This window comes from Streptomyces sp. WM4235 (assembly GCF_001279725.1).
Taxonomy (GTDB): Bacteria; Actinomycetota; Actinomycetes; order Streptomycetales; family Streptomycetaceae; genus Streptomyces.
In genome coordinates this window covers 31,594-48,779 of record NZ_LGDE01000429.1, presented here as the reverse complement: position 1 = coordinate 48,779, position 17,186 = coordinate 31,594, and the positions used below count along the sequence as shown (strand labels likewise).

Sequence of the window (17,186 nt, the reverse complement as noted above, 5' to 3'; positions counted from 1 at the left end):
GCCTCGTACGCCGCCGCCAAGGAACGGGTCCTGGACCCGCTGCTGGGGATGGCCGGGATGGACCGGCTCGGCTGGGCCCCCCGCGCCCCCGCACCTCACGCCCGCCGCCCGCCGGGTGTGTGGTTCGTCGTAACGCCCGCGCGGTCCCGCCCGTCACGCGCGCGCAACACGGGCTTCCTACGGTGAGGGTCGCGGGACGGACCCGCGCACCCCGGTGGCGTCCGGAAGCTCCCGGCGCCACCCGGTGTTCCCGACGGGGGGCTCCTGTGGCCGATGCGGATGCGGCGACCAGCCGGGTACGGACGGTCTGCTCCTACTGCGGGGTCGGCTGCGGGATCGTGTTGGACCTCGCCCGCGGCCCCGACGGACGCCGGACCCCGGTGAAGGTGACCGGCGACCGGCAGCACCCCGCGAACTCCGGACGCCTGTGCACCAAGGGCGCCACCCACGTCGACATGACGGCCGCGCCCGGCCGACTGGAGACCGCGCTGATCCGCCGGGACCGCGGCTGCGAACCCGTCCCCGCCGACGTGGACGCCGCCGTCACCGAGACGGCCCGCCGCCTCCGGGAGATCCTCGACGCGCACGGCCCCGACGCACTCGCGCTCTACGTCTCCGGCCAGATGTCCCTGGAGGCCCAGTACCTGGCGAACAAGCTCGCCAAGGGCTTCCTGCGCACCAGCCGGATCGAGTCCAACTCCCGGCTGTGCATGGCGAGCGCCGGCAGCGGCTACAAGTCCTCGCTGGGCGCCGACGGGCCGCCGGGCTCGTACGAGGACTTCGAGCACGCCGACGCGTTCCTCGTCATCGGCGCCAACATGGCCGACTGCCACCCCATCCTCTTCCTGCGGATGATGGACCGCGTCAAGGCCGCCGGCGCCCGACTCGTCGTCGTCGACCCCCGGCGCACCGCCACCGCCGACAAGGCGGACCTGTTCCTCCAGATCAGGCCGGGCACCGATCTGGCCCTCCTCAACGGCCTGCTGCACCTGCTCGTCGAGAACGGCCGGACCGACCCCGAGTTCATCGCCGCCCACACCGAGGGCTGGGAGGCCATGCCCGCCTTCCTGGCGGACTACCCGCCCGACAGGGTCTCCGAGATCACCGGCATACCCGAGGCGGACATCCGCCTCGCCGCCCGCTGGATCGGCGAGGCGGGGGAGTGGACGAGCTGCTGGACCATGGGCCTGAACCAGTCCACCCACGGCACGTGGAACACCAACGCCCTGGTCAACCTGCACCTGGCCACCGGCGCGATCTGCCGACCCGGCAGCGGCCCCTTCTCCCTCACCGGCCAGCCCAACGCCATGGGCGGCCGGGAGATGGGCTACATGGGGCCCGGCCTGCCCGGGCAACGCTCCGTACTGGTCGACGAGGACCGCGAGTTCACCGAGGACCTGTGGGGCGTGCCGCGCGGCACCCTGCGGACCGACGTCGGGCGCGGCACCGTGGAGATGTTCGAGGAGATGGCAGCCGGCGCGATCAAGGCGTGCTGGATCATCTGCACCAACCCGGTCGCCTCGGTCGCCAACCGCGGCACGGTCATCAAGGCCCTGGAGACCGCCGAACTGGTCATCACCCAGGACGTGTTCGCGGAGACCGAGACGAACGCCTACGCCGACATCGTGCTCCCCGCCACCCTGTGGTCCGAGTCGGACGGGGTGATGATCAACTCCGAGCGCAACCTCACCCTGGTCCCGGGAGCCGCCGACCCGCCCGGTCAGGCGGTCCCCGACTGGCGGTTGATCGCCCGGGTCGCCTGCGAGATGGGATTCGCCGACGCGTTCACGTACACCTGCGCCGAGGAGGTGTTCGAGGAACTGCGGCAGGCCTGGAACCCCCGGACCGGCTGGGACCTGCGCGGCGTCACCTACGAACGGCTGCGCTCCACCCCCGTGCAGTGGCCGGCCGCGCCCGGCGGCCCCGACCGCAACCCGATCCGCTACCTCAACGACGGCGTCAGCCAGACCCTGGTCGAGCGCCCGGACGGCACCCGCCCCCGCCTGGTGTTCCCGACCGACACCGGGCGGGCCGTCTTCCACGCCCGCCCGCACCTCCCCGCCGCCGAACTGCCCGACGACGACTACCCGTTCGTCCTCAACACCGGGCGTCTCCAGCACCAGTGGCACACCCTGACCAAGACGGGCCGGGTCGCCAAGCTGAACAAACTCAACCCCGGGCCGTTCGTCGAGATCCACCCGCGGGACGCGGCCTCCCTCGGCATCACCGCCGGCGACGGCGTGGAGGTGGCCTCCCGGCGGGGCCGGGCGGTGCTGCCCGCCGTCGTCACCGACCGGGTCAGGCCGGGGAACTGCTTCGCCCCCTTCCACTGGAACGACCTGTTCGGCGAATACCTCGGCGTGAACGCCGTCACGAACGACGCCGTCGACCCGATCTCCTTCCAACCCGAGTTCAAGGCCTGCGCGGTGACACTGACCAGGACCCGGGCCCCGCTGCCCGCCACGCCCCCGGCGCCGGCCGGAGCCGCCGAGACGACCACCCCGCGGGCCGCCCCCGCGCCCGTCCCCGCCCTGGCGGCGCTGTGCGGCCCCGGCGACATCGCGCCACCGGTCCTCGCCGACCACGAGCGCCGCTACCTCTCCGGCTTCCTCACCGGACTCGCCGCCGCACCGCCCGGCGCGGGCGTTCCCACGCTCCCCCCGGACGCCCCGTTCGAGGCCGCGCACGCGCTCTGGATCGACGGCGTCCTCGCCGGTACGTACTCCCGTGCGCGGCCGGCGCCACCCGAGCCGCCCGCGGGACCGCCCGCGCCCCCGGAAACCACACCGGGCGGGGCGTCGGACCCCTCCGCCCCGGACACCCCGGCCCGACGGATCGTGGTCCTGTGGGCCTCCCAGACGGGCAACGCCGAGGACCTCGCCACCACCATCGGCGACCGACTGGCCGCGGACGGGTACCCGGCGGCCGTGCACGACATGGCGGACCGCACGCCGCTCTCCCTGACCGCCGGCACCGACCTGCTGGTCGTCACCAGCACGTTCGGCGACGGCGACGCCCCCGACAACGGGGCCGGGTTCTGGGAGGCGCTCGGCGACCTTGCCGCCCCCGCGTTCCAGGACGTCCGGTACGCCGTACTGGCCCTCGGCGACTCCCAGTACGACGCCTTCTGCGGCCACGGCCGCCGGCTCGACCGGCGCCTCGACGAACTCGGGGCCGTGCGCCTCCTGCCCCGGGTCGACTGCGAGCCCGACTACGAGGAACCGGCCCGGCAGTGGCTGGAGCGGATCCGCACCGCCCTGACCGGCGCCCCGCACCCCCCGGCCGGCCCCGAGCCCGCACCGGCCCCCGTGTCCCCTACCACCGCGGGCCCCGCGCGCAAGGACGCCCCGCACCTCGCCCGACTGTCCGGCAACCGGCTGCTGAGCCTGCCCGGCGCCGCCAAGGAGATCCGCCGGTTCACCTTCGACCTGGGCGAGGACGGCCCCGCGTACGAGGCCGGCGACGCCCTCGGGGTCCAGCCCGTCAACTGCCCCGAGCTGGTGACGCAATGGCTGGCCGCCACCGGCCTGTCCCCGGACGCCGAGGTCGCCGTCGACGGCCACGACCCGATGCCGTTCGCCGAGGCGCTCCACCGACACCTGGACATCACGCGCGTCACCACCGACCTGCTGCGCCTCATCACCGAACAGACCGGCGACCGCACCCTGAAGCACCTGACGCGCCCCGACAACAAGGACGGCCTCGCCCGCTGGACCTGGGGGCGACAGCCCGTCGACGTCCTGGCCGAGTTCCCGGTCCGACTCGGCGCCCAGGAGTGGGTCGACCGCCTCAAACCGCTCCGCCCCCGCCTCTACTCGATCTCCTCCAGCCCCCTCGTCGACCCGCGCGAGGTCAGCCTGACCGTGTCCGTCCTGCGCTACGAGGGACCGCGCGGCCACCGGCGCAAGGGCGTCGCCTCCGGCTTCCTCGCCGACGCCGAACCGGGCACACCCGTACCGCTGTTCGTCCGGCGCTCGGCGAACTTCCGGCCGCCCGCCGGCCCCGACACCCCGGCCGTCATGGTCGGCCCCGGCACCGGCATCGCCCCGTTCATGGGCTTCCTCGAACACCGCCGCGCCCTCGGCCACCCGGGCGCCAACTGGCTGTTCTTCGGCGAACAGCGCCGCGCCACCGACTTCTCGTACCGCACCGAACTGGAGGAACTCCACCGGCACGGCACCCTCAGCCGCCTCGACCTGGCCTTCTCCCGCGACCAGCGGACCAAGGTCTACGTCCAGGACCGCATGCGCGAGCACGGCGCCCAACTGTGGTCCTGGCTCCAGGACGGCGCCCACTTCTACGTGTGCGGCGACGCGAGCCGCATGGCCAAGGACGTGGACCGGGCCCTGCGCGACGTGGCCGTGACCCACGGCGGCCTGAGCGCCGACGAGGCGACCGCGTACCTGAAGCAGCTCGCCGCGGACCGGCGCTACGCCCGCGACGTCTACTGATCCGGCCACGGAACCGACCGGCGGCCCGGGCGCGCCTGCCAGATCCCGGGCACCGGAATCCCTCCGGCCGGACCAGGGGCCGGGCCGGAGGGATTCGGTGTGACAGGACGTCACCGACGCACGATGTCGGCCGCCTTGGTGTGACTCACGGCGTGCGGAAGGACTCCGCGTAGATGTGCCGGATGAGGTCGGTGTCGATGTCCGGGGTGGGATCGTTGTCGAGATTCCCGCTGATGCCCTCGACGAACGTGTCGATGTCGCGTGCGGTGAACCCCCAGTCCTCCAGTCCGGTCGCCAGCCCCGTCGTGTCCAGCACGCCGGACACGGCCTGGTGGATGTCGTGGTGGCCCAGGGCCTCGGCGACATCGGCGAGACCGTCCTCGGCGTGCGGATGCACGGTGCGCAGCCAGGCGGGGTAGAGCAGGGCCAGGCCCCTGCCGTGCGGTACGTCGATCCGCCGGACCGCGCCCATCGCCTGCTGGAGCCGGTGCGGCAGACAGGTGCTCGCGCAGGCGACGTTGACGCCGCCGAGCAGTGCGGCGTGGGCCATCGCCTCCCGCGTCCGCGGGCCGGCGTTCCCGGCGGCGACCAGGGGCAGGTGGTCGCGGATCAGCGCGATGGCGTGCCGCGCGTGGGACCGGCTCTCGTCCGTCGCGCGGGCCGCCACATGGCCCTCGATCGCGTGGGCGAGCGCGTCGAAGGCGGTCTCGACGGCGACCGCGACCGGGAGGGGCGCGGTGAGGTCCGGGTCCACGATGGCGACCTTGGGGAAGACGTCGTCGCCCCGGATGCCGGACTTGAAGCCCCGGACGACGTCGGTGACGATGGCCCCCTTGGTGACCTCGGACCCGCTGCCGGCCGTGGTCGGCACGGCGATGACGGGGAGCGCGGACGGTGAGGCGGCGAGCGTCTCGCCGATGATGTCGCGCACGGTGTCGTACGGGCCGGCCACGGCCACGGCCTTGGCCGCGTCGATGGCGCTGCCGCCGCCGAGGCCGATCACGACGTCGCAGGACCGTGACCTCGCCAGCGCGACGGCCTCGTCGATCTCGTCGGACCGGGGGTTGGCGCTGATCCTGTCGAAGACGGTCACCGACAGGCCCGCCCGGCGCAGCGAATCCGCCGCCCGGTCCAGGAAGCCGTGTCGGCGCATCGCGGTGCGCCCGCACACGATCAGCGCGTGCCCGCCCCACTGGGCCGAGAGCGCGCCGACCTGGTCCAGGGTGCCGCTCCCGAAGACCACGTGGGTGGGTACGGGGAACTCAAGCCGCATGGTCACCGACTCCCTTCTTCCGGTTGTCCTCGAGTGCCTCGAAGACGGCGCAGGTGCCGTCGGCGAGGTAGTGCAGCGCGGAGCCGCCGCCGGTGGACCGGGGGCCGGTCCAGGGAAGCTCCGTGACGGTGTCGCCGCCGAGCAGCAGGGTGTGCGGCTCGCCGGGTGCACGGGCACCCAGCACCGCCGCCGCGGCACGGTGGTTTCCCTCGGCGTGTCTGCCGGGGGTGCCGGCCACCAGGACCCGGCCGGCTTCCCGTACCGCGTCCACCGCCCACCGCTCCAGGTCGAAGTCGACGATGGCCCAGCCGTCCGGGACACCCGCCTCGACGGCCACGGTCCGGGTCGCGCCGTCGGGGCCGGCGATCAGGACCGTACGAGGCAGGTGGATGCGGGCCCGGCGCCGGCCGCCGAGCACGGTGCGTGCCACGGTGGCACAGCGCTCGGCATCGGTGCCCAGCTCGGAGGCGCCGATGGCGTACCCGCTGACCGCCAGCAGGGTGTTGAGCACCACCCCGCCGGGGATCACCACGTCGTACGTGCGCGTCAGGCTCTCCAGCCCCACCACCGTCTTCTCCGGCTTGACGCCGCCCAGCACGGCCACCGAACCGGCCGCCCCGCCACCGGCCGCCCACGGTCGCAGCAGCTCGGTCTCGCGCAAGAGGCTGGAGGCCGCGTAGCCCGGGAGGAAGTCGAGGATGCCGACGTTGGAGGCGTGGCGGCGGTGTGCCTTGGAGAATCCGCCGACCGCCACCCGGTCGCCCAGGTGGGCGAGCGCCGCGGCCAGTTCGCGGTCGCCGCGTTCCTCGCCCGCCTCCAGCCGGACGTTGCCGAACAGTGCGATCTCCCCGTCGCGCAGCTCCGCGGCCCAGCGCCGGGCCTGCCGCGAGGAACACTCCGGCAGATAGCGGACTTCCCGCCCCAGGCGACGGCCGAGGTACCCGGCCAGATGGTCCAGGTGCCGGGCCGTGCCGTCCTTCGCGCTGCCCTGGTGGCTGAGGAGCGCGACCCGGGCACCCGCCGCGGCCAGGCCGCGCAGGTCCTCCAGCTCGGTGTCGATCCGGGCGGTGTCGGTCAGCGCGGGGCCGACGTTGAACCCGGCGGAGTAGACCCAGCGCTCCCCGGGCACGACGGGGTGATCGCGCAGCAGCCGCATGGTGCTCACAGCCCGTAGTGGCACAGGCCGGTCCGCTCGTCGAGACCGAACATCACGTTCATGTTCTGGATCGCGGATCCGGCCGCTCCCTTGACGAGGTTGTCGGTCACGGCGATCACCTTGACGAACCCCCGGGCGGCGTCGTAGTCCACGCCGATGTGGCAGAAGTTGGAGCCGGTGACGGCCTTCAGGCTCGGATAGACGCCGTACTCCTTGGCGTTGAGCCCGGCCTTCTTCGGTGCGCTGTTGACGCGAACGAAGAACTCGTCGGCGTAGTGGCGCTCGTAGAGGTCGAGCAGCGAGGCCCGGTCGATCCGCGCGCGCTCCTGCGGACGGACGGCCAGACTCGCCTGGATGTAGATGCCCCGGGCGAAGTTGCCGTGTGCCGTGGTCATGTCGACGCACAACTCCCGGCCGGCCAGGGGCGCGAGATGGTTCTCCAGCTCCGGGGCGTGGCGGTGCCCTTCGAGGCTGTACGGGAGCATGGAGCCGAACGCCTCCGCGTGCATGATCTCGGTGAGCGGCTTGTTCCCGGCCCCGGTGGTGCCGTTGACGGCGGCGAGGTGGACGGGGACGTCCAGGTCGGCGAGGCCGCTGCGCAGCAGGGGGGCCAGTCCGAGCACGGTGGTGATGGCGTAGCAGCCGGGGTTGGCCACCAGCCGGGCTTCGGCGACCTGCTCGCGGTGGAGTTCGGTCACCCCGTAGACGGCCTCGTCGAGCAGGTCGGGGGCCGCGTGTGGCGCGCCGTAGACCTCTGCGTACCTCTGCGGGTCGCGGAAGCGGAAGTCGGCGCTGACGTCGACGACCTTCACCCCGCGGTCCAGGAAGAAGGCCGCCGAACGCATCGCCTCGCCCGACGGGGTGCAGAAGAACACCACGTCGAGGTCGTCCGCGCGGCGCCGGAGTTCATCCACGTCGACGAAGCCCAGCCCGCAGCCGAGCAGATTGGGATGGACCCGGTCGAACTCCTCCCCGCCCCGGGCCGTGGGCGTGATGGAGCCGACTCCGGGGTGGTTGAGCAGCAGCCGGGCGAGTTCGCCGCCGGCATGGCCCGTGCCTCCCACGATGCCGATACGGAGCGTCATGCGTCACCTCGCGGAGTAAGGATGATCTTGCCGGTGGTGGGCCTGCCCTCGGCCATCAGGCTCATGGCCTCGGCGGTGTCGGCCAGGGCGAATCGGTGCGTGACCATGGGGCGGGGGTCGATCTCCCCGGCGGCCAGCCAGGAGATCACGGTGTGGAAGTCCGCGGCCGTCGACAACGAGGAGCCGACGACCGTCACCTCCCGGCCGACGAGGGCGTTGGCCGCCAGCGCCACCGGGCCGTCGAAGAAGCTGACCACGATCACGGTGCCGCCTGCCCGCACGTGGCCGACCGCCTCGTCGAGCGCGCCGGGGTGGCCGGCGGCGACCACGACGACGTCCGCCTCGGCGGACGGGCCGGCCGGGGCGAGTACGTCGGCGTACGCGTCCGCGCCGAGAGCCAGGGCGCGGTCGCCCTTCTCTTGTCCGACGTCGGTGCAGGTGATCCGGGTGAAGCCGAGCCGGCGTGCCGCGATCAGGCAGGCCAGGCCGATGTTGCCGGATCCGATGACGCGCATCGTGCGCCCCGAGGCCGGGCCGGCGAGCCGGATGGCGTGCAGGCCGATGGAGAGCGGTTCGACGAGCGCGCCGAGCTCCGGATCGAGGCCCGGGGGCAGGGCGAAGGTCATGTTCGGCCGGAGCGTCACATACTCCGCGAAGGAGCCCTCCCACCCCAGGTGGCACAGATTCCGCTTGTCTCGGCAGAGGTTGGTGAGCCCCTGAGCGCACCGGTCGCAGCTCCCGCAGTGCGCGTAGGCCGCCGAGCAGACCAGGTCGCCGACGGCGAAGCCGCCCGCCGCCCGCTCCACGACGCCGCACAGCTCGTGGCCGAGGACGACCGGCGCGGTCTTGTAGGGGTGCGCGCCCCGGTACGTGGCGAGGTCCGACCCGCACACGCCGGTGGCGAGCACCCGGACGAGCAGCTCCTCCCCGTCGGCGGCGGCGGGCAGTGGCCCGCTGCGGTACTCGATCCGCCCGTACTCCGTGAGCACGGCGCTGTTCATCGGCATGAGGTGGCCACCTTCCGTCCGGCGAGCACCTCGTGCAGCGAGTCGAGGAGGATCCGGCCGATGCGTTCCTGGGAGTCCGCCGACATCGCGCCGATGTGCGGCGTGATCACGACGTTGTCCAGCTCGGCGAGGCGGCCCGGGTTGCCCTCCTCGGCCACCACGTCGAGTGCGGCGCCCGCGATCTCGCCCTCGGTGAGCGCCCGGTACAGGGCCTCCTCGTCGACCACGGGCCCCCGCGAGATGTTGACCAGCAACGCCGAACGCCTCATGGCCCGCAGCGAGCGGTCGTCGATCAAATGGTGCGTACGGTCGGTGAGCGGCACGGCCAGGCACACCACGTCGGCGGTGGCCAACAGCTCTTCCAGGGGAACGGCTTCGATTCCCTGCCCACGCAGTCGCACCCGGCGCTCGGGCGTGTCCCGGTCGACGGTGGCGACCACCCGCATCCCCATGCCCCGCGCCAACTCGGCGAGGCGCGAGCCGATCTGGCCCAGACCCACCAGGCCGAGGGTCTTCCCGCCGAGTTCGATGCCCGCGAGGGCGGCCTTGTTCCAGACTCCGGCCCGCACCTGGCGGTCGGCCAGGACGATGTGGCGGGCGGCCGACAGCATGAGCCCCAGGGCCAGTTCGGCGACGGCCGGCGCGGACACGCCGGGAACGTTGAACACGGCCACCCCGGCGGCTTCGGCGGCGTCGAGGTCGATGTTGTCGACCCCGGAGCCCGCCCGCGCCACGACCTTCAGCCGGGGCGCCGCCCGTATGACGTCCGCGTCGATGCGCACACCGCTGCGCACCACGATGACCTCGACGTCCTCGACCAGCCGCAGCAGGCGGTCGGCCGGGGGCCGCAGCTCGACGTGGACGTCGTGGGTGCGGCGCAGTTCCGCCAGGGCGCTCTCGTGGATGGGGTCCACCACCAGCACCCGGGTGCGCGCGGCGGCGGGCGCGGGCGGCGGGGCGCCGCCCGCCTGGGCGAGTTCCTGGACCGCGCGCCGGTCCAGCTTGCCGGACGGGGTCAGCGGCAGCGTGTCCACCCGCAGGAAGCGGTTGGGCACCAGATAGGCGGGCACGGTGGCGCGGGCGTGGCGGCGCAGCGCGGCGACGCTGAACGCGCCGTCGCCCGCCGGAACCACCAGCGTCACCAGCACGGCGGTGCCGTCGGCGTCGTACGTCACCGCGGCGGCGGCGTCGTGGACGGCCGCGTCGGCCCGCAGCGCCTCCTCCACCTCGGCGAGCTCCACCCGGTGGCCGCGGATCTTGACCTGCTGGTCGTTGCGGCCCAGGTACTCCAGGGCGCCGTCCGGCAGCCGGCGGGCGAGGTCGCCGGTGCGGTACCAGCGCGTCCCGTCGAACGTGCGGAAGCGGTCGGCGGTGAGCTCGGGCCGGTGCAGATAGCCCGCCGTCACCCCGGTACCGGCCACCCACATCTCGCCGGCCTCGCCGTCGGGCACCGGTGCGAGCTCACCGTCGAGGAGTCGGACCGACAGGTGGGGGAGCGGTACCCCGATGGGCGAGCGCACGGCGCCGGCGAGGTCCGCGGGGGTGAGCGTCCTGACCGTGGTGAACACGGTCGTCTCGGTGACGCCGTACATGTTGACGAACTCCGGTGCCCGGTCCCCGGCGGCGTCCGTGTACGCCTTGACGACGTCCAGGTCGACGTTCTCGCCACCGAAGATCACGTACCGCAAGGCGAGGTCGGGCGCGCCGGAGTCGGCGTACTCGCGGGCCAGGAACCGGAAGACGGAGGGCACCTGGTTGAGCACCGTGACACCCTCGTCGGCCAGCAGCCGCAGGAAGTCCTCGGTCGCGCGGGCCGCCGCCGCGGGAATCACCACGGCGGTACCGCCGGTGGCCAGCGGCCCCCACAGCTCCCAGACGGAGAAGTCGAAGCTGAAGGAGTGGAAGAGCGACCAGCGGTCCCGCGGTCCGAGGTCGAACAGCGGCAGCGTGGCTTCGAGGAGCGCCAGCACGTTGGCGTGCGTCACGACACAGCCCTTGGGCTGCCCGGTGGACCCCGAGGTGTAGATGACGTACGCCGGATCCTGCGGGTCCGGTGTGGCGGCGGGCTCGAACGGGGGCGTGACGCCGGGCGCGGACGAGCGGGGGTCGATGACATCGACGCCGTCCAGCCCGCAGGCGGCCGCCTGCTCCGGGTCGCCGACGAGGATCTTCACCCGCGCGTCGGCGACCATGTAGTGCAGCCGCTCGCGGGGGTAGGTCGGGTCGAGCGGTACGTAGGCCGCCCCCGACTTGAGGATGCCGAGGATCCAGCCGGGCACCCGGTGGGAGCGCTCCAGGAGCACGCCCACCAGGTCGCCGCGGCCCACCCCGGCGTCGGCGAGCAGCACGGCGACGGCGTCCGACGCCTCGTCGAGCTCCGCATAGGTGATCTTCCGGCCGCTCTCGGAGAGGGCGGCGGCGTCGCCGCGCAGCCTGACCGACCTGGCGAACAGGTCGGTCAGGCTGCGGGCGCCGACCAGTGGGTCAGCGCTGGTCACAGGTACCTCCGACGGCCATGACGTCACCCTGGTCGACCGGCTTGTAGTAGTCGGTGGGGTGCGCGTCGTCGCCGAAGTCGCCGAACATGCGGCGGAGTCGGGGCGACATGCGGTCCAGGATCTCCCGGGGCTGGCTGAAGTAGTCGTGCGGACGGTGCCACAGCTGGCCGTAGCGGAGGATGAACGTCTTCCGCTCACGGTGGGTGTTGGGCGCCACGGCGTGCCAGAGCGAGTACGGGAAGAGGAGCACGTCGCCCGGCGCTGCCTTGACCTCGACGGCGTCGTCCGGCAGCACGCCGCGGCGCAGCGGCTCGTCCAGCTCCTCCATGTAACACAGTGCGTTGTTGCTGGTGGGCAGCTTGCGGTGGCTGCCGGGGATCAGCAGGAAGTTGCCGCTGTTGGGCTCGGTGACGTCCGTGAAGAAGATCTGTGCCTTGACCTGGAGGCCGGGGCTGCCCGGGGTCAGCTGGATCCGCTGCAGGTACTCGCCGCCGTCGGTGTGCCAGTACTCCAGGGCCTCCTCCTGTAGGGACCGGACGAATATCTCGGTTCCCAGGATCTGGACGCTGCCGTTCAACAGGGACATCAGCGGCCCGACCAGCTTGGGGTGGTCGAGGAAGTGGTCCATCTCCGAGGTGCGGCTGACCGCGTCGCGGACGCGGACGGTGTGGCTGCGGTCGGTGAAGCTCGCGTGGTTCTCGATCGTCGGCGCGCCCTTGGCGACCACGTCGTCGATGAGTTCGAGGCCCCGGGCCACCTCGTCCTGATTGAAGACGCCCTTGAGGTGGATGTAGCCGTCCCGCTCGTAGCCTTCGAGCTGCTCCTCCGTCAGCGGTGTCCAGTCGCGCTCTCGCCGCGTCACCAACGTGGAGTCGCGCATGGTCGAAACGTGCATCATGATGAATCCTCTCTTGACAACAGGGAACGTGCCGTCAGCGGCGCTGGGTGGCCCAGGTGTGCAGCAGGGCGTCCACGCCGTCCCACAGGGCCTCGACGTCCCCGCGCGCATACCAGTCGGTCTTGAAGTTGACGGTCGCCGTCACGCCGTCCTCGTCCTCGACCCAGAAGGTCGCGATCGAGGCGTCGTGCCAACCCACGGCGATGGGCAGCGGCCGGGTCCGCACCCCGGGCATCTCGACGGTGCCGACCGTCTTGCGCATGCCGAGGGGGCGGGCGTTGAAGGTGACGTACGGGACGCGGGACTGCCGTCCCACGGCCTCCGGGTCCATCCGGTCGATCAGGGCGGGCCAGGGCACATGGCCGTCGTCCAGGGTGGTGAGCGTCTGCCGGCGGAAGTGCCGGAGATAGTCCTCCGTGTCGGGCCGGCTCCCCGGTTCGCTGGTCAGGACGGCCTTGCTGGCCAGCCAGCCCGTGGTCTGGTGCAGGTCGGGCAGCTCCCGGTTGGCGGTCGAGAGCGTGGTGGCCACCGACTCGCTGCCGGAAAGGGTGGACAGCGAGCGGTGCAGCGCGGCGTGCATGAGGTTCAAGGCGGTCATCCGCAGCGGCCTGGCCACCGCGCCCAGGCTCTGGCAGACGTCGAGCGGCAGCCGGCGGCTGAAGCCGTCCTTCGCCTCGTAGCGGACGGGCGAGTGCCCGCTGAAACCGGAGATCGGCATCGTCGGGATCGCCCCGACCCCGCTCAGCCCCGCCGCCAGCCGTTCCAGGGCCTGCTTCCCCTCGGGGGAGTCCATCATCCGGTTCTGCCGCCGGACGAAGTCGGGGAACGTCATCCGCACGGGCGGCAGTTCGAGCCCCGGGCCGTCGCGCTCGGCGGCGTAGAGCGCGGACAAGTCGCGCGCCAGGACGTTGAGCGACCAGCCGTCGCTGACCAGGTGCTCGGCGACGAGGGCGAAGTACGTCTCCTCGTCGGGGCGGGTCATCACCAGAAGCCGGGCCATCGGGCCCCGCTCCAGGTCGAAGGGGGCCGCGCAGGCCGACCGCAGAGCCGCGACATCGGCGTCCTCGGTCCCGGCGGTGGCCATCTGCCGGAGGTCCACCGGATCGGCCAGCCCGATGTGCCACACCATGGCGTCCAGGTCGAAGCCGCTCAGCAGCACCGGGTGGCGCCGCTGCAGGGCGTGCCAGGCACGGTTCATGGCGGCCAGGTCCACGGGCCCGGTGAACGCCAGCGGGAGGGTGGCGTGGTGGGGGTTGAAGACCCCGCTCTCGGCGTCCTCCAGGGTCTGGCCCAGGCGGTGCCGCTGGTTCCAGGAGACGGGCATCGACTCACGCATGATTGCGCTCCTTCACCGGTCGCACGAGGGAGGCGCCGTCATGGGCCCGTACGCCACCGTCCGCTCGAAGCGGGCGCAGCAGCAGCTGGTTCGGGTCGCACATCACCTCGACGAGCTCGGGTCCCGGGTGCGCCAACAGCCCGGCGAGGTCGGCGTCGAGCGAGTCGGCGCGCTCCAGCCTGCGGTACGGCAGGCCGAACGCCTTCGCCACATCGCGGAAGTTCAGCGCCTCCGGCTCATCCAGGGCGGGGCCGTCGCACAGGGCTTCCTGTGATTCCCGGATCGAGGCGTACCCGCCGTTGTTCAGCACGAACACCTTGATGTCCAGGGCGTACTGACTGATGGTCGCCAGCTCCTGGATGTTCAGCTCGATGGCTCCGTCGCCCACGAGCACCAGCACCTGGCAGTCGGGCCTGCTGAACGCCGCACCCACCGCCATGGGCACCGCGGCCCCCATGTTGAGGAATGCCGCGGAGGTGATCTCCCGCTGCGAGGCGGAGAACTCCAGGGTCTGGCCCGTCACGTAGTAGGCGCTTCCGGTGTCGACCACGAAGACGTGGCCGGGACCGGTGTGCGCGTCCAGCCGCTCGACGAAGCGGTACGAGTTGAGGGGTTCCCGCAGCTCGCCGCCGGCGATCGTGGGGTGCGCCTCCTTCAGCTCGGCGCAGGTGGCCAGCCAGCGTTCGCTCGCGGCCGGCTCGGTCGACTCCGCCGACTCGAGGAGCAGCGCGTCGAGCAGGTCGCGGACGTCCATGCACACCGGGAAGTCGATGCGCACACCCTTCTTCTTCAACTGGGACGGGTCGATGTCCACCGCGACGACCGTCGCGTCGGGGTCGAAGCCGTCGGCGTCCTCGCCGACGAAACCGATCGACAGACTGGACCCCAGGGAGAGGACCAGATCTGCCTGAGCCATGATCAGGTTCGGGTAGAGCCGCCCGCGGATGCCGCCCTGGCCGAACCACAGCGGCGAGTCGTACGGCAGCAGGTCATTGCCCAGCCGCGAGGCGACCACCGGCAGCCGCAGCCGCTCGATCAGCGTCTGGAACTGCTCCTCGGCCGCGCCCTGACGGATTCCCTGGCCTGCGACGACCAGGGGCCGTTCGGCGCCGCGCAGCATGGCCATGATCTGCCGGGCGGCCTGCCGGGCACCCGCACCCCTCGGCTCGCCTTCGACGGACGGCTCCCCGCGCAGGGTCGCCGGATCGATCTCGGCCGCCTGCACGTCGAGCGGGATGTCCAGCCACACCGGGCCCGGCCGGCCCGAGAGCGCTTCCCGGACGGCCCGGTCCAGATGCGACCGGATGTCGGACGGCTGCTCCACCACCGCGGCGTACTTGGTCATGCTCCGGGCGCTCTTCACGACGGCGAATCCCTGGACGCCGAACGAACGGGCGTCCTCGTCGATGTGCCGGGTCTCGACCTGGCCGGAGATGACCAGCACGGGTACGCCGTCGGCGTAGGCGTCGACCAGCCCGGCGAGCGCGTTCACCGCGCCGGGGCCGCTGGTGACCAGGGCGACCCCCAGGGTCCCGGTGAGTTTGGCGGCACCCGTGGCCATCAGCGCGGCCGCGGTCTCGTGCCGGGCACAGACGCTGAGCAGGTCCGGCTGCTGGGAGAAGGCGTGGTCGAGGTGGATCGAACCGGTACCGGACAGGCCGTAACAGGTGCGGACACCCAGGGCATGCAAGTAGGAGGCCACATAGTCGGCCACACGCACCGTCATCCCAACCACTGCCGTACCCGCTGTGCCAGCCCTTGCGCCGTCAGCCCGAAGTGCTCGTAAAGGAACTCGGCGGGGCCGATGGGTGCGAACACCTGCGGTATGCCGATCTGCAGGACGGGCACGGGGGTGGTGCGCACCACGACCTCGGCGACCGCGCCGCCGAGGCCGCCGTTGACCACGTGGTCCTCGGCGACCACGAGTCGGCCCGTCTCGCGTGCCGCCCTGGCGATGGCCTCGGTGTCGATCGGTTCGACGGAGCCCAGGTGCAGGACGCGGGCCTCCACACCGTCCTCGGCGAGGAGGCGGGCGGCCTCCACGAGTCGGGTGGTGAGCAGACCGCTGCCGATCAGGGTGACGTCGGCGCCGTCGCGCAGCTGGGCCGATCCGCCGTAGCTGAAGGTGTGGTCGGCCGGGAACAGTTCGGGGGTGTCGAGCTTGCTGACGATCCGGATGTAGACCGGACCGTCGTGGGCAAGGGCCTCGTGGAGCGCGGCGACGGTGTCGCGGGGCGTTGCCGGTGCGAGCACCTTCATGCGCGGGATGGCGCGCATCCACGCCAGGTCCTCGACCGCGTGGTGGGTGCCGCCGAGCGCGCCGTAGGCCAGCCCGCTGACGAAGCCACAGAAGATGACGTCGGAGTTGGTGTAGGCGGCGTTCTTGATCTGCTCCAGGGCCCGTGAGGCCATGAAGCAGGAGGCGGAGTAGACGAACGGGCGCAGACCGCTGTTGGCCAGGCCGATCGAGACGCCCACCAGGTTCTGCTCGGCGATGCCGACATCGACGAAGCGGTCGGGGAACTCGGACTGGAAGCCGAGCGCGGAGTGGGTCTCGGCGGAGTCGTTGTTGACGATGCAGATCCGCTCGTCCTTGCGCGCCAGCTCGAGCAGAGCGGCGGAGAACGCGGTGGCGCAGTCAGTCATTGGAGACCTCCTCAAGCTCCTGGAGCGCCTGCTGCAGAAGTTCCGGCGTGATCTGGCGGCTGTGCCATTCGAGGTTGCGTTCCATGAAGGACACGCCCTTGCCCTTGACCGTGGAGGCGATGACGCAGGTCGGCTTGCCGGGGGTCAGCGGCGCCGAACGGAACACGTCGAGCAGCGCGTCGATGTCGTGCCCGTCGACGGTGCGCACCTCCCAGCCGAAGGAGCGCCACTTGTCGTCGAGCGGCTCCAGGGCGTTGATGTCCTCGGTGCTGGCGCCCTTCTGGGCGAGGTTGCGGTCGACGACCGCGACGAGGCTGTCGAGGTTGCGGGAGGCCGCGAGCATCGCCGCTTCCCAGTTGCTGCCCTCCTGGAGCTCGCCGTCACCGGTCAGCACGAAGGTGCGCCGCGTGGAGCCCTGGATGCGGGCACCGAGCGCGGAGCCGACGCCGAGGGAGAGGCCGTGGCCGAGCGAGCCGGTGTTGAACTCGATGCCCGGCACCCGGGTCGACACCACGGTGCTCAGCCGCGAGTTCTCGCCGCCGAAGGTCGCCAGCTCCTCTTCCGGGAGCAGCCCCTTCAGCGCCAGCACGCTGTACATGGCCGCGGACGCATGTGCCTTGCTGAGGATGAACCGGTCCCGGTCCGCCTCGTCGGCCTCGCCGCGAAGCACGCCGAAGTAGAGGGCGCAGAGGATGTCCATGGCGGACAGATCCGCGCCGATGTGACCGGTCTTGGCGGTGCTGACCGTGGTCAGCGCGAGCGCCCGGGCGCGCGCCGCCTGGCGGCGCACCGTGGCCGCGTCTTGCAACGACACTGTGTTCCTTCCTGGTTCATGT

General features: G+C 72.3%; 12 protein-coding genes. 2 read left to right on the top strand and 10 right to left on the bottom strand.

Annotated elements, in window-relative coordinates; genetic code table 11:
* Together ADK55_RS40110 and ADK55_RS26420 are read left to right on the top strand one after the other, a co-directional pair.
* A partial coding sequence (locus ADK55_RS40110; protein ID WP_234350248.1) for a hypothetical protein occupies nucleotides 1–186 on the top strand: 186 nt, incomplete at its 5' end.
* A gap of 80 nt (nucleotides 187–266) precedes the next feature.
* Entirely contained in the window at nucleotides 267–4,451 is a 4,185-nt protein-coding gene (locus ADK55_RS26420) for a bifunctional nitrate reductase/sulfite reductase flavoprotein subunit alpha (RefSeq protein WP_053682307.1), read from the top strand.
* Between the two features lie 145 nt (nucleotides 4,452–4,596).
* On the opposite strand, the gene ADK55_RS26415 is transcribed toward ADK55_RS26420, so the two are convergent.
* From ADK55_RS26415 to ADK55_RS26370, 10 genes are read right to left on the bottom strand one after another with little or no spacing between them, the layout of a single operon-like run.
* Complete coding sequence (locus ADK55_RS26415; RefSeq protein WP_053682311.1) at nucleotides 4,597–5,724, bottom strand: iron-containing alcohol dehydrogenase; 1,128 nt, start codon at nucleotides 5,722–5,724, stop codon at nucleotides 4,597–4,599.
* Entirely contained in the window at nucleotides 5,714–6,880 is a 1,167-nt protein-coding gene (gene pgk, locus ADK55_RS26410) for a phosphoglycerate kinase (protein ID WP_234350250.1), read from the bottom strand. The genes ADK55_RS26415 and pgk overlap by 11 nt, the downstream gene beginning before the upstream one ends.
* Nucleotides 6,881–6,885: 5 nt before the next feature.
* Nucleotides 6,886–7,965: an N-acetyl-gamma-glutamyl-phosphate reductase gene (argC, locus tag ADK55_RS26405; RefSeq protein ID WP_053682305.1), complete on the bottom strand. Its 1,080-nt coding sequence runs from the start codon at nucleotides 7,963–7,965 to the stop codon at nucleotides 6,886–6,888.
* Nucleotides 7,962–8,972 carry a zinc-dependent alcohol dehydrogenase gene (locus ADK55_RS26400; protein ID WP_053682304.1) on the bottom strand — a complete coding sequence of 337 codons (1,011 nt, stop codon included), beginning with the start codon at nucleotides 8,970–8,972 and terminating at the stop codon, nucleotides 7,962–7,964. The genes argC and ADK55_RS26400 overlap by 4 nt, the downstream gene beginning before the upstream one ends.
* On the bottom strand, nucleotides 8,963–11,470 hold the full coding sequence (locus tag ADK55_RS37935; RefSeq protein ID WP_063839616.1) for an amino acid adenylation domain-containing protein: 2,508 nt from the start codon (nucleotides 11,468–11,470) through the stop codon (nucleotides 8,963–8,965). The genes ADK55_RS26400 and ADK55_RS37935 overlap by 10 nt, the downstream gene beginning before the upstream one ends.
* Complete coding sequence (locus tag ADK55_RS26390; RefSeq protein ID WP_053682303.1) at nucleotides 11,457–12,368, bottom strand: phytanoyl-CoA dioxygenase family protein; 912 nt, start codon at nucleotides 12,366–12,368, stop codon at nucleotides 11,457–11,459. Before ADK55_RS26390 ends, ADK55_RS37935 begins: the two co-directional genes overlap by 14 nt.
* Before the next feature lie 34 nt (nucleotides 12,369–12,402).
* Nucleotides 12,403–13,704, bottom strand: a complete 1,302-nt coding sequence (locus ADK55_RS26385) for a condensation domain-containing protein (RefSeq protein WP_053682302.1) — start codon at nucleotides 13,702–13,704, stop codon at nucleotides 12,403–12,405.
* Nucleotides 13,697–15,430 carry a thiamine pyrophosphate-binding protein gene (locus tag ADK55_RS26380; RefSeq protein ID WP_078999428.1) on the bottom strand — a complete coding sequence of 578 codons (1,734 nt, stop codon included), beginning with the start codon at nucleotides 15,428–15,430 and terminating at the stop codon, nucleotides 13,697–13,699. Before ADK55_RS26380 ends, ADK55_RS26385 begins: the two co-directional genes overlap by 8 nt.
* Nucleotides 15,427–16,350, bottom strand: a complete 924-nt coding sequence (locus ADK55_RS26375) for a transketolase family protein (RefSeq protein WP_053682300.1) — start codon at nucleotides 16,348–16,350, stop codon at nucleotides 15,427–15,429. Before ADK55_RS26375 ends, ADK55_RS26380 begins: the two co-directional genes overlap by 4 nt.
* On the bottom strand, nucleotides 16,343–17,164 hold the full coding sequence (locus ADK55_RS26370) for a transketolase (protein ID WP_053682299.1): 822 nt from the start codon (nucleotides 17,162–17,164) through the stop codon (nucleotides 16,343–16,345). Before ADK55_RS26370 ends, ADK55_RS26375 begins: the two co-directional genes overlap by 8 nt.
* Nucleotides 17,165–17,186 lie beyond the last annotated feature (22 nt).

Excerpts from the sequence above, each read along its gene's own strand:
- ADK55_RS26390 (WP_053682303.1), bottom strand. The coding sequence starts at position 12,368 with ATGATGCACGTTTCGACCATGCGCGACTCCACGTTGGTGACGCGGCGA.
- pgk (WP_234350250.1), bottom strand. The coding sequence starts at position 6,880 with ATGCGGCTGCTGCGCGATCACCCCGTCGTGCCCGGGGAGCGCTGGGTC.
- ADK55_RS26380 (WP_078999428.1), bottom strand. The coding sequence starts at position 15,430 with ATGACGGTGCGTGTGGCCGACTATGTGGCCTCCTACTTGCATGCCCTG.
- argC (WP_053682305.1), bottom strand. The coding sequence starts at position 7,965 with ATGACGCTCCGTATCGGCATCGTGGGAGGCACGGGCCATGCCGGCGGC.
- ADK55_RS26400 (WP_053682304.1), bottom strand. The coding sequence starts at position 8,972 with ATGCCGATGAACAGCGCCGTGCTCACGGAGTACGGGCGGATCGAGTAC.
- ADK55_RS26385 (WP_053682302.1), bottom strand. The coding sequence starts at position 13,704 with ATGCGTGAGTCGATGCCCGTCTCCTGGAACCAGCGGCACCGCCTGGGC.
- ADK55_RS26375 (WP_053682300.1), bottom strand. The coding sequence starts at position 16,350 with ATGACTGACTGCGCCACCGCGTTCTCCGCCGCTCTGCTCGAGCTGGCG.
- ADK55_RS26415 (WP_053682311.1), bottom strand. The coding sequence starts at position 5,724 with ATGCGGCTTGAGTTCCCCGTACCCACCCACGTGGTCTTCGGGAGCGGC.